Annotated in this window: 8 protein-coding genes and 1 tRNA gene; 4 read left to right on the forward strand and 5 right to left on the reverse strand. The window is 64.9% G+C overall.

The genetic code is table 11. From position 1 onward, the window contains the following. Positions 1 to 402 precede the first annotated feature (402 nt). Together G5C50_RS05910 and G5C50_RS05915 are read left to right on the forward strand one after the other, a co-directional pair. A complete protein-coding gene (locus tag G5C50_RS05910) occupies positions 403 to 2,148 on the forward strand; it encodes a pseudouridine synthase (RefSeq protein ID WP_165066390.1) in 1,746 nt (581 codons plus the stop codon). After that, positions 2,145 to 3,032 carry a dihydroorotate dehydrogenase electron transfer subunit gene (locus G5C50_RS05915; protein WP_240906982.1) on the forward strand — a complete coding sequence of 296 codons (888 nt, stop codon included), beginning with the start codon at positions 2,145 to 2,147 and terminating at the stop codon, positions 3,030 to 3,032. Before G5C50_RS05910 ends, G5C50_RS05915 begins: the two co-directional genes overlap by 4 nt. A gap of 12 nt (positions 3,033 to 3,044) precedes the next feature. On the opposite strand, the gene G5C50_RS05920 is transcribed toward G5C50_RS05915, so the two are convergent. Beyond that, the gene (locus G5C50_RS05920; RefSeq protein WP_165066393.1) at positions 3,045 to 3,818 is read right to left on the reverse strand and encodes a UvrB/UvrC motif-containing protein; all 774 of its coding nucleotides are present in this window, start codon (positions 3,816 to 3,818) and stop codon (positions 3,045 to 3,047) included. Positions 3,819 to 4,028: 210 nt separating this feature from the next. Here G5C50_RS05920 and G5C50_RS05925 point away from each other — a divergent pair. Next, positions 4,029 to 4,101 (forward strand) — tRNA-Lys (locus G5C50_RS05925). Between the two features lie 25 nt (positions 4,102 to 4,126). Here the strand turns inward: G5C50_RS05925 and G5C50_RS05930 are convergent. Then, positions 4,127 to 5,167, reverse strand: coding sequence for an IS630 family transposase (locus tag G5C50_RS05930; protein ID WP_165066396.1), 1,041 nt, complete (start codon positions 5,165 to 5,167; stop codon positions 4,127 to 4,129). Between the two features lie 222 nt (positions 5,168 to 5,389). Here G5C50_RS05930 and G5C50_RS05935 point away from each other — a divergent pair, with 222 nt between their 5' ends. Beyond that, positions 5,390 to 6,700, forward strand: a complete 1,311-nt coding sequence (locus tag G5C50_RS05935; RefSeq protein ID WP_206107593.1) for an FHA domain-containing protein — start codon at positions 5,390 to 5,392, stop codon at positions 6,698 to 6,700. On the opposite strand, the gene G5C50_RS05940 is transcribed toward G5C50_RS05935, so the two are convergent. The 3 genes from G5C50_RS05940 to G5C50_RS05950 form a co-directional block, all read right to left on the reverse strand. Further along, complete coding sequence (locus G5C50_RS05940; protein ID WP_165066401.1) at positions 6,676 to 7,737, reverse strand: M48 family metalloprotease; 1,062 nt, start codon at positions 7,735 to 7,737, stop codon at positions 6,676 to 6,678. The two genes, G5C50_RS05935 and G5C50_RS05940, sit on opposite strands and share 25 nt — an antisense overlap. A 116-nt stretch (positions 7,738 to 7,853) precedes the next feature. Beyond that, on the reverse strand, positions 7,854 to 8,852 hold the full coding sequence (locus G5C50_RS05945) for a hypothetical protein (RefSeq protein ID WP_165066404.1): 999 nt from the start codon (positions 8,850 to 8,852) through the stop codon (positions 7,854 to 7,856). 47 nt (positions 8,853 to 8,899) lie between these two features. After that, a complete protein-coding gene (locus G5C50_RS05950; protein WP_165066407.1) occupies positions 8,900 to 11,404 on the reverse strand; it encodes a serine/threonine protein kinase in 2,505 nt (834 codons plus the stop codon). Between the last annotated feature and the right edge of the window lie 604 nt (positions 11,405 to 12,008).

Here is a 12,008-nt window from a genome sequence, read left to right on the forward strand (position 1 = left end):
TCGGGCGTCGGCAGATCCGGCCACGTCCGTCGTCATTCCATGGCCCAACTCGTGCGGCCACGCCAGTCAGTTCCAACCATCAGGATGAGACGTTGGGGGCGAGGGTTCTCGGAAATTGGTCGATCGAAGCCAATTCCCGAGAGTCGCCGAGCGCTGCAACTCCCTGGCTCTGTGGAGCCTATGAAGAGCATGGGCTTTCACGAATTGGGACCGTTCCGCGCGAACGAACCCGCCGCGAATGTCGTATCGAAGCCGGCGCAACCGCTGGTGGAAGCGGGGCGGAAAATCGTAAGATGAAAGTCGTCCAGCCGCGCGGGGGGTGCAACGTTTCTCGCGAGCGGTCGAATCGGTTCCGGTGGCCCGTTCGCTGCCGTGCATCAAGAAAGACGAGGAGCGTGGGCCATGGCCGAACGACGTTCGAATCCGGGCGGCGGTAAAAAACGTCCGCCGCGACAGGAAGGGGGCGGTCCGCGTCCGCCCGGTGGTCCCCAGCGGAGTCTCTCCGGCGCGGGGAGGAAGCCCAAGCGGTTCGGCCAGGATCAGGGTCCGCCGGGACCTGGCGGCAAGCCGCCGCGCGCCGGCCAGGGTCAAGGCCCGCCGTCGGGACCGGCCGATCGCAGGCCGCCGCGCGGTCGGACGACCGGCGAAGGTGCGCCCCGCAAGCCGCGCCGCCAGCCGTTGAAGTCCAGCCCCGAGGCCGAGAAGGGCGAACGCCTCCAGAAGGTTCTGGCCTCGGCCGGCCTGGGCTCACGCCGGGCGTGCGAGGAGTACATCCTCCAGGGCCGCGTCACGGTTGACGGCAAGACCGTCAAGGAACTCGGCGCGCGGGTCCACCCGGACGAGGTCACGATCGCCCTTGACGGTGAGAAGCTCAAAGCCGAGCGCCACGTCTACTACGCGGTGAACAAGCCCAAGGGCTACGTCTCCACGAATGAGGACCCCGCCGGCCGGCCCCGCGTCGTCGACCTACTCCCCTCGGTCCCCGAGCGCGTCTACACCGTGGGACGGCTCGACGAGGACAGCACCGGGCTGATGATCCTGACCAACGACGGCCAGTTCGCGAACAAGCTGGCCCACCCGCGGTACGGGGTCGAGAAGATCTACCGGGCCGTCGTGGCCGGCACGCCCAGCCAGGAAGTCCTGGCCCGGCTGACCGAGGGCGTCTGGCTCTCCGACGGCAAGGTCCGCGCCAAGCGCACCCGGGTCGTCGGCACGCAGGGCGAGGCGACCATCATCGAGCTGGTGCTGGCCGAAGGCAAGAAGCGCGAAGTCCGCCGGATGCTCGCGAAGTTCGGCCACAAGGTCATGTCGCTGACGCGCATCGCCATCGGCCCGATCAGCCTGAAGGGGATCCCCGTCGGCGACGCCCGGCCGCTGTCAAGGACCGAGGTCGACATGCTCCGCAAGGTGGCGTCCGGCATCGCCATCTCGCCGCCGCGCGACCTCGCCCCCGATGCCCGCCCCCGCGGTCGCAAGCCCGACCAGGGCCCGCGCCGGCCGCATTCGGCCGAAGGTCGCGATCAGGGACCGCCGCCGCGCCGGGGACGCGAGTTCGACCCCGAGGCTCTCGGCTCGCCCCCATCCCAGCGCCGGGGACGCCCTCCCCAGGGCCGTCCCGACGATGATCGCCGCGCCGCCCGTCCGGAGCGATCGCCGAGCGGCGTCCGCCCGCCCCGCCAGCACTTCGAGGAAGGCCCGGAGGGTCCGCCGCCACGCCCGCAAGGCAAGGGTCGCCAGGGATACCGGCCCGAAGGCGGACCGCCGCGCGGCAAGGCCGCATACCGACCGGAAGGAGGCGGACCGCCGCCGCGCGGGAAGGCTCCGTACCGACCCGAAGGGGGACCGCCGCCACGCGGGAAGGGCGGCTATCAACCCGAAGGCGGATTGCCGCCGCGACCGCCGGGTCCGCCGCCGTCCCAGCGTCCGCCGCGTCCCGCCGGCCCGCCGCCGTCGCAGCGTCCTCCCCGCCCCGAAGGGCCGCCGTCGCCCGAACCGAGGGGAAGGCGGATCATCGGGCTGGACAACGTCTACCGTGAGACGCCCGAGAACGCCGGGCCGGGCGGCCCGCCCAAGCGGCCGATGCCGAAGCGGCGTCCGCTGCGCAAGGCGGCCGGAGTCAAGCGGAAGCGACCGGGCGAGGATTCATGAGCGACCTCTGCACGAACAACGCCCTGATGCGTCCCGCCGCGCTCGTCCTGGAGAACAGGCCGATCGCGCGGGACACGTTCCTCCTGCGGCTCGACGCCGCCGAGATCGCGCGCCGGATCCTCCCCGGCCAGTTCGTCATGGTGCGAGCCTCTGAGGAGGGGGCGGACGACCCCCTGCTCGGCCGACCGTTCGCCCTTTACGACGTTCAACGCAAAGGGACAGGCGAGCCGGTCTCGTTCGACGTCGTCTACCTGGTGATCGGCCGGGGGACGGCCGCCCTCTCGCGTAAGCGACCCGGCGACCGGCTCGACGTCTGGGGTCCGCTCGGCAACGGCTTCGGGCCGTCGCCGGGCCCGGGCCACGCCCTCTTCGTCGCCGGCGGCGTCGGCCAGACTCCATTCCTGGCCCTCGGCCGCGAGTGGCTGGGCGCGACGACCTACGGCGAAGGCGAATCGCCCAAGGGTTCCCCCGTCGAGTCGGCGACCTTGCTCTACGGCGTTCGATCGGCCGATCTGCTGGCCGGCGTGGCGGACTTCGAGCGGGCGGGGATCCGGGTGGAGGTCGCGACCGACGACGGCTCCGCCGGCCGTGCGGGGTTCGTCACCCAGCTTCTGGCCGAGCGGCTCCAGGCCGGTCAGCGTCCCGCCAAGATCGTCGCCTGCGGCCCTCCGCTGATGCTGGCGGCGGTCGCCGGCCTGGCTCGCGACCACGGCGTCGCGTGCGACGTCTCCCTGGAAAACCACATGGCCTGCGGCTTCGGAGCCTGCTTCAGTTGCGTGACGCCGATCCTCCAGGACGACGGCCGACCCGACCTCCGCCGCGTCTGCGTCGAGGGCCCCGTCTTCCCGGCCGACCGGGTCGACTGGTCCCGCCCCTCGCATTGATGAAGTAAGAGATCAGCGTCGACTTTTGGCCTGCTGGGCGCGGATCTGGTCCCGAATGCGAGCGGCCGCTTCGTAGTCCTCGCGGGCCACGGCCTCATCGAGCTGCTCTCGCAAAGTCTTTTCCACAGCGTAGTTGCGACGAATTTCCTGCTCGTTCAAGCGGAGTTGTTCGATGAGCGACGGGTTGGGGGATTCGGTCGCATCGCGTTCCTCCCACCAGGTCCGCTGGTGCAGAGCGATCCTCTCAACGCCGTCGCGGAGGGCGTCGATGGCCTCTTCGGGCCGTCGCCGCTCCAGGGCCATGGCCGCCTGCGCCTGGGCCTTGTGGAACTGCACAAGCCCGCGGAACTGCTCGTGTGAGGCGATGTAATCCTCGTCGGCCCCGTGCTTTCGGACGAAGTCCATGAGGGCCAGGGTGTGGTCGGAATCGCGGATGGCCAGTTCGTAACGGCGGAGCGAGAGCCAGGCCATCCGACGGTGATAGAACTGGACGAACTCGCGGTCAGCCTCGACGCAATGGTGCTGCGACATCACCCAGTTCGAGCCCGGACTCTCGCTGGTCCCTCGGTTGGCGGCATGGTAGCGGAGGTAGTCCAGATAGGTCGTCGCCCCATGCGGCCGGGAGCCGTCCGGACGACCGGCGACCTCCAGTTGAAGCACCCCCAGCTCAATCCGGATCTGCAGGACGTTGCGACCGTCCCGGGCGCGGATCTCACGAGCCAGCACCTCCCCCGGCTCGGGATCGTAGGGCCACCCCTGGATGACGTCGTCCAAATCCTTCCGCATCCGCCAGCCCCCCGAGCGCGTCCGTTGCCGCCCCGCTTCCACCGCCTCTTGTCGAATTATAGTCCTCCCCGCATCGCAATCCTACAAATCACGAGCCCCAGCCGCCCAGCCTCCCGATTCTCGAACGCGATTTCCAATTTCCGCCCCGCCACCCCCTTGAAAATGGGACGACGACTCGGCATCATGTTCCTATCAATCCCACCTGCCATCGCCCTCCTAGCTCAATTGGCAGAGCAGCTGACTCTTAATCAGCGGGTTGTAGGTTCGAGTCCTACGGGGGGCACTTTAACATCATGCGAGCAAATGACTTAGGGAGAGAGGCCGCCCGAAGGAATTAAGGGGTGGCAGTGAAACTCGCCCAATCTCGCCCTTAAGTGCCTGTCAAGGCAGTATTTCTGCTGACAGCAAAACTCCGGGCCGTTGAGTCGCCTGTGGTTGCTGATCCTTTGCCGACGGCTACTAGAGCGCCGACCTATCGCATCGCGTACATTGTGCGGGAATTGAACCAGCCGACGATGTCTTGCGGTGTGATGATGCTTGCGCAAGGCGTCGCCGATCGCGTCGATCACGGCGTCAGTCGAGCGGGCCGCGGCCGACCTCAGCTCGCCCTTCAGCTTCGAGAACATCTCCTCGATCGGCGAGAAGTCGGGACTCGAGGTGGGCAGCGGGATGACCTCCGCTCCGGCTCGGTGGACGGCCTTCAGCACCGCGGCCGCCTTATGCGGCGACACGTTGTCCCAGATCACGACGTCGCCGCGATGCAGCCGCGGGGCCAGGACCTTCTCCGCGTAAGTCTCGAATGCGGCGGCGTCGGTCGCCCCCCGGAACACGAACGGGGCCGTCGCGCCACGGAATCGCAGGTCGCAGATCAGCGTCAGCGTCGTCCACGACCGTGGGGCCGCCGCCTCCACTCGCCCCCCCTCGGGGGCGCGGCCGTAGGCCCGCGTCATCGACGTGTTCGCCCCGGTCTCATCCACGAAGACGAGGCGCCTCGGGTCGACGCCCGCCGCCGCCTCGAGGAACGCCGTGCGTCTCTCGCGACCCTCGGGCGTGTCGCGTTGGGCGTCGTGGAGGACCGTCTTCTTGCGGGTGATCCTCAATCTCTTCAACGCCCGCGCCACGGTCGTGCGACCGCAGTCGACGCCCAGGCGGTCGCGGAGTTCGTCCAGGGTGGCGTCGGGTTGCTCGCGGACCAGCCCCCAGAGCCGCTTGAGGTCGTCGCCGCCAAGAACAGGGCGACGTCCGCCGGCGTGCGGCCTGGGATCGACCGAGCCGGTCTGGCGATACCGCTTCAGGAGCCGAACGATCGTGGAGACGTCGACGAGGAACCGCGCGGCGATCTCACGCAAGGAACTAAGGAACTCTCGCCAGCCGCCACTGTCGCCAGGATTCGCTCGCGAAGATCTTGAGAGTAGGGTCGCACGATGCACCTCCTGACTACCCTCCATTGTATTCAGGGCAATCCGATCGGTCGGCGCTCTAAAGCATCGAACGGGCGATGGATTAGAACTTCATGTGATTGCCGGGGTAACGAACGAGCCGCCATGCGGCCTATTGAGAGCCTTGCGACAATGAAGACCTCACTGATCGTCGGATCGAGACCGGAATGCGATGTTGTGGTAACAGTCCCTTCGGTTTCGGGGCGTCATTGCCAGGCGATCCGCGAAGGAGATGTCGTTTACCTGCAGGATCTTGATTCGCGCAACGGAACTTACGTCAATGGCAACCGGCTCGCGGGGGCCGATAGGGTCGCGATCACGGCCTCGGATATTGTCCATTTGGCGAGCCATCAACTCGACCTTGCCCCGGTGTTCGCCGATCTGTCGATGACCGCCGCCTCGACCGAGAGGTATCTGAGTCTTAAAGGGGATTCCGCCGTCGTCGGTCGCGGGATTGACTGCGATATCACCGTGGCTCTACCGAACGTCTCCACGAGACACGCTCGGCTCGCCAGGGTCGGCGGCGAAGTCATGGTCGAAGACCTCGGGTCGGCGAATGGGACGTTCATCGATGACGTCCCGGTTAAGAAGCCAACCGTCATACCGCGCCAAGGCGTCCTAAGTCTGGGATCAAGCCGATTCCGGCTCACACAGGATTCTTGGGGCTCGCTCCCACTAGTGATCGCGTCTCAGCCGACGTCCGGTGTTCTTGGGACCGTTCCGCCCACGGTCGCTCCATCGCTGTCCGTTAAGGCCGCCGAGACGTCGGCTATCGGCCAGAGCAAGATGGCGATACTCGCGGCTGGAATCGCCGCCGCTCCGATGCTGGCCGGCCTTGGTGCGAGACTGGCGGACGGTGGAGGGTTCACCGCTCCGTTCATCCTTGCATTGGCGGCACCGGCGCTGGGGGCGCTAGACGTGCTCGCTCTCAGCCAAATGGGCGTATCTGGACCGTGGGCCCTAGCGGGGGTTGTCGGGTCGATCGTCGTTCAGGCCGCGCTGCTCGGGGTCCTGGGGGCTCCCTCCGCGCTTCCTTCGGCTCTAATCATCCTCGCCCTCGCCGGATTCGTAGGAGCCGCGGCCGCAGCCTTGATCAAGTCTTGCGTGCCTGTAGGGACAGGACCGCAGGCTGCCGCCACGATCGGGCTTGTCGCTGCGATGGCGTCCCTGGGGGGACTCGTCCCGATGCTCCCCGACCTTCCCGCAATTCTCAGGCCCGCGGCTGCGTTGTCACCGACTCGTTGGGCCTTCGAAGGGCTCGTCCTCGCGGATTCGGCAGCGAAGCCTGTCGCAGAGCGGATCTTCCCCGCGGCGACTCACCAGATGGGAATGCCCGCGGATTGCGCGGCCTTGACGCTTATGGCGACGGGTCTCGTCGGTCTCATCGCCGCATTGCGAAACACTAACGGCGTCGGTCCTCAGCCGGCCTTCTCAGCTGCCTGAGCGGGCAATTTGTCCTTGAGCCGCTTGAGTCGTTCCGCCGCGCTCGGCAGAGCCCGATAATGCAACTCAAATAGCGGGGTGTCAGGCTCGTCCTCCGGCCTGACATCGCCCGAAAGGAATCCGTTCGCACCCGCATATCGGTCGAAGTTCGTCAGAAATGCGAGGCACTCCCGACGTGTGGAATAAAGCCTCTTGAGTTGTTGCAATGCCCAGTCGTCGGCCTCGAACTCCAGCGTCTCGCCATAGCTGCGAGGGAAAATGAACATCAGGAAAAGCTCGCCCGTCCCGTAGGGCAGGTCCTTCAAGGCAGGCGTTCGCAGGCATCGAATCGCGTCGCCTCGATCGACATGATGGATCTCATGCGCCAGCGCAAACTGCAGGACGTAATCCTGGTCCTCGCTGGCCCAGTTCATCAGGCCTCGCGTAACGTACACGTAGCCGCCTGGATGGGAGAAGGCGTTGACCGCGTCCGAATCAAGGATGTTAAAGCGGTATCGAACATCCTTTCTCTCGCAGTTCTTCAGGATGGGCTCCGCGGCTTCCATCAATCTGCGTTCCATGTCCTCGTTTTGGAATCGACGAGTCAACTGAGATTGCATCACCATGCGGTTGAGTTCTCTTCCCAACTCCAATTCCTGGTCGGCGGTTAATTGATCCAAATCCCACTTACGCTTGGCTTCGCGCGAGGCGAAATATGGGTTGATCGACTCCAAACCGATTGGTGCCTTCGCATCCAAGGTTGAGTCGCCGGCTTTGGGTGCAGCGTCGGGGGGGGCGGGTGCAGGCGAGGCGTCGACGGCTTTGGTCTCGGCAGGAGGCTGCGTTTCCGGAGTAGCGACGACGGGGGCCTCTGCAAGGGGCTGGGTCGTCGCAACCGATTTCGTCGCCAGGTCCGGGACCGGGACTGGCTCGCTCGCAGGGGCGACACGGATCGGCGGCGGGGCGGGCTCGAGAGAATTGGAACGATCGGGCTGATCGGCAGGAAGGGCGGCGGAACCCTCTCGCTGCGGCTCCGGCTGGGCCGCCGCCTCCTTCAAGCCAATCCTATGCACCTGCCCGAGTGTCCCAACGAACCAGCAAGAAACTATCACGTAGACAAGAGCTCCAGCGGCGATTCCGGCTTTCCTGGCCACAGGGATGCTCCGGGAATAGATCAGGGGTGGACCGGGGCGGGCTGGCCTTCGGCTTCGGGATTCTTGACCATTTCATAATGGGTGCGAAGCCTGGAGTAAATCTCCGGGAAAATCGCCTTCTCTTCGGGGGTGACCGCGGCACCGAACTGAAGGTTGTGGTTCCGCATGTATTGCCGCAGATCGTTGACCGTCGTGCCGGAGTAATGGTCGAGATCGTGCAGGGCGAGTTGGAGTCTGTGGGTCTTGAGCATCTCGACCGTACTCTCCAACTCGCGGATGCGCTGAGCGCCCTCGATGTTGCGCCGATCGTTGGGGCGATCGCGAAACGCTCGTTCGAGGTCGGTCCCCATGTTCTTGACGGCCGCGGAAAGCCTGTCGATGGCCGCGATACTCGTCGCGCCCTCAACCTCCTGCTCCAGGACATTCGCCAGCGCGTCCTCGTAGTCCTTCCGGACGCCGTCGAAGCGGGGGTCCTGGAACGCCAGGGGCCATTTGCCTCGCTGGCGGAGGACCAGGCGCCTCATCGAGAAGCTCTGAGCCCCTAGCCCCGCCACCTTGAACGGGAGCCTGCGAACCTCGTCGACGGTCAGGCCGATCGCCGGGGTGCTGTGAACGGACTCCGAGTTCACACCGGAGTTCATCTTCTCAAGGATCTCGTTGAGCGCATCCCCCGTGTCCACGTCGCGTGCCTCCGGCGAGTTGAGGATGCGGTCGTGGATCTTGCGGTAGTTCTCCAACCGCTGCATCTGCAGTTGGTGGCGGTGGATGGCGTTAAGGTAATTCTGCATGGCCAAGGACGCGGCGACGTACTCATTGAAACGAATCCAGGTGTTGAGGTGGATGGACTCCGCCTGCGCAGAAGACTTCGCCCCGAGCCCGCGTGCCAGTTCGGCGAAACCCAAGCCGCGCAGATAGTCACCCTCGGGGGTAGAACCCGGTTCAAGGACGAGGACCTGGGCACGTCCTGACGTGGCGGCGCTCAGAAGTATGAGGACGGCCAGGCTCAAAGGCTTCCACATCAATCGGACCTCCCGCTGTTGAATTCGGGGCGTGACTTCGTTGTGGATCATCGGCCCCTCTGCAAGGCCCGGATTCGGGCGTCGTATTCGGCCTGGTTCTGCCTCACGATCCGAGCGGACGCCGCGGCGACTTGACTGAAGAATCTGTCGAACGCCGCCGCGCGTCGGTCGGCGGCGGCGTATGATCGGGCCTTCTTCACCTTGCTCCGAATCGTGGAGACGAACTTCTCGCCGCCAAGCCGTTCGACCCATTTCGCTCCATCGACGTAACCGCTGTAGCCATTGTCGCCTGACGCCTCGATAGCAACGAAATTTCGGTCGAGTTCGCCAGCGGCGAGTCGGACCTTGTCGTATCCCAAGAGAACTTCCATGGCGACGATCGTCAGGATGGCGTCGCCGCCAGTCTTCGGTGCGTGGACGTGAATCCGAACGACGGTCGGAACCTCGGGCTTGCCATCACCGCGGAGTTTTAATTCCGCGATCTCCTGCTCGTAGATCGACGCCATCATTTGATCGACCAGGAGTTTAACCTCGGACTTGCCGCCATTTCGATGATAGTCGAAGTACCCCCGGCCCAGGCTGACGTTGTAGCCTTCCTTGGTGTCGATCCTGACTCCGATCCCGCCGGGGTACTTCGTCGATCTTTCGAAGGGAACGCGGCCGATCAGCAGGATGTCGGCGATCTCTATTTCACGACCGTCGAAATCACTCATCTCATCTTGGAGGCGGCTCAGGCTCACGGGATTCTTGATCTCGTTCCCCGGGTCGGGCGAACCGGCGGTAGCCAACGGCGACGATGACGCCGCGTCGATCGCGGGCGTCGGAGTGGTTGTCGCGGTCGCGGCAGGTTTCGTGGCTTCGATGAAGGAGGGCTCCGAGACCGACGTCGAGAGGTTCGATGTTGGAGGAGGCGTCCGGAACGGGAGGGGTGCGTTTTCTTGGCTCGCGTCGACGATTCGAGACTCGTCGTTGAGCTTCGGTCTCGGGGCCGGCTGCGCGACCGCTGCCGGTTCGCGTGGTGGAGCGTCTGTCTTCGCCAGCATCGGTCCGACTGTCCTCGCAAGAGTCGACGCGATCGCGTTTGGCGGCGTTTTGGTCGCCTTCCGAGCCACCGGCGGCGTTGCTGTCCGACCCAGGTAAAGTCCCGCCGGCACGACGACCACCATCAAACACGCAGCGGCCGCTCCAATAAGCCTCAGCCTTCCGTGCCCAGACGCTTCTGACGAGTCTTCCGGTTCCTCGGGCTGCTCTCCCGAGGTGGGTGGTTCAAGGATGGTCGGGGAGCCGAGTGGATTCCGCGAGACGAACGGCGCAGCTTCGAGAACGGTCATTCCTTCCCGCGGCGGACTAAACGCGTCGGCTGACTGTTCGAGAATGGTCCTCCCACCAGGCGGGGGGCTAGGCCGTTCGACCAGAGTCATCCCGCCCAGAGAAGACTGCGATCCGAAGGGGGGGGCTTCGATGATCGTCGCTCCGCCTGTGGGCGATTGATGCGTCACGGCCCTCTCGCCCGACTTGGCCGCGACTTCCTTCATGATTGGAGCGAGAGCCGCGGCCACCTCGGCGGGGGTCTGGAAGCGGTCGGCCGGACTCTTGGCCATCATCCTCGCGACCAGGGCTGCCAACGCCGGGGGGACGTCGGGACGCATCTCATTGAGCGGTTTCGCCTGCACTGAATGGTGTGCGCTGAGGATCTCGTGAAGGCTGCCGGAGAAGGGGGGACGTCCGGCCAGAAGGCAGTAGAAGGTGCAGCCCAGGCTATAGACGTCGGCTCGAATGTCGGTTTTCAGGGCGTCCTTCGTCTGCTCCGGGGCGACGTACTCAGGCGTACCCATCATCCCGCACTGCTGCGTCGGTCCGCTATCGATGTCGGCCTCGCTAGAAACCTTCGCCAGGCCGAAGTCGAGAATCTTGATTGTCGGGCGTCGCCCCTCGCGAGCGACCATTAAATTGCTGGGCTTGACGTCGCGATGGACCATTCCGCGCTCATACGCGTGCTGAAGACCGTGGGCGGCCTGCCGGATGAAATTGCAGGCGATCGGTACGTCCAGCCGCCCCTTGGCTTCTACGAGCCTGGAGAGGTCGCATCCCTCGACGTACTCCATGGCGAAGATGATGCTCTCGCCAAGGCGAGAGGCGCTGAAGGCGGTCACGATGTTCGGATGATGGAGTTGGGCGGCGGCCCGAATTTCCTGAAGGAATCGGTCCATCACCGTTTTCTGCTTCACGAGGTGAGCGCCAACCACCTTGAGGACCTCTTTGCGTCCCATGAAGATGTTCTCGGCCAAATAGACCACCCCCATGCCGCCTCGCCCCAACTCTCGGATGATCTTGTAGTCCGGATGCAGCGCCAGATCGGGAGGGATCGGAGTGCCGCTTTGAGCCCGCGGGGCCACGACGCCAGGGGAGGTGGAGAGAGGAGTGCAGCGACATCGGCACTCCTGGCAATCGGCCAAGTGTGCGGTGATCGCTCCGAGGAGAATCGAGTCCAACGACCCGCGACTGTAGCTCGCAAGGGTCTCGGCGCTCGGATGCTCGACTTTGTTAGGCATGATGCACTCTCGACTTCGGCTCCGGGGTATGCGGTTACTCATCTAGATGTTGATCTGGGACTACTGCATGCCAATCTGAAACCCTAATTGGGAGCCACCAAGGAAGTCGTGGGAACGGATTTAGAGCTGTTGAGTGTGCGCCCGTGATCGGCGTAATAGGTATGAACGAGGAGATCGGCTATAGGTGTCGGACTCATCGGAGCCCGGCCCGAACTTCCTGTGCTACGTGGGTGCGGCATGGCCCTGTCCATTGATCTCGATCGGCATTCCATCGAGAACGAGCTCAAGACGTGGAGGTCGCCCCGATCGCGACATATTCTGCCCTCTCGGTTCCGACGGCAGACCTTCGACAGGCGAACCTGGCGCAAGAGAGTCCACTGCCGTTCGGAAACTACAAATCGAAATTCTCTTCTTGTTACGAATCATGGCCAGGTGAGTGTTGGGCCTCGAGAGGGATTCTATACACGCTTGCACGCATCAAATCATGCTTTAATGCGTGCTGTTCGGAGGGGCGAGGGTTAAGGATAGAGAATCCGATAGTGGCCGCAGACTTTCGAGTGATGATCGCCGCCTGGGCTCCTCAGGCGGTCGGCCGAGAAACTCG

The sequence above is a fragment of the Paludisphaera rhizosphaerae genome, from assembly GCF_011065895.1.
GTDB lineage: Bacteria > Planctomycetota > Planctomycetia > Isosphaerales > Isosphaeraceae > Paludisphaera > Paludisphaera rhizosphaerae.

Excerpts from the sequence above, each read along its gene's own strand:
- G5C50_RS05910 (WP_165066390.1), top strand. The coding sequence starts at position 403 with ATGGCCGAACGACGTTCGAATCCGGGCGGCGGTAAAAAACGTCCGCCG.
- G5C50_RS05915 (WP_240906982.1), top strand. The coding sequence starts at position 2,145 with ATGAGCGACCTCTGCACGAACAACGCCCTGATGCGTCCCGCCGCGCTC.
- G5C50_RS05920 (WP_165066393.1), bottom strand. The coding sequence starts at position 3,818 with ATGCGGAAGGATTTGGACGACGTCATCCAGGGGTGGCCCTACGATCCC.
- G5C50_RS05935 (WP_206107593.1), top strand. The coding sequence starts at position 5,390 with ATGAAGACCTCACTGATCGTCGGATCGAGACCGGAATGCGATGTTGTG.
- G5C50_RS05945 (WP_165066404.1), bottom strand. The coding sequence starts at position 8,852 with ATGTGGAAGCCTTTGAGCCTGGCCGTCCTCATACTTCTGAGCGCCGCC.
- G5C50_RS05950 (WP_165066407.1), bottom strand. The coding sequence starts at position 11,404 with ATGCCTAACAAAGTCGAGCATCCGAGCGCCGAGACCCTTGCGAGCTAC.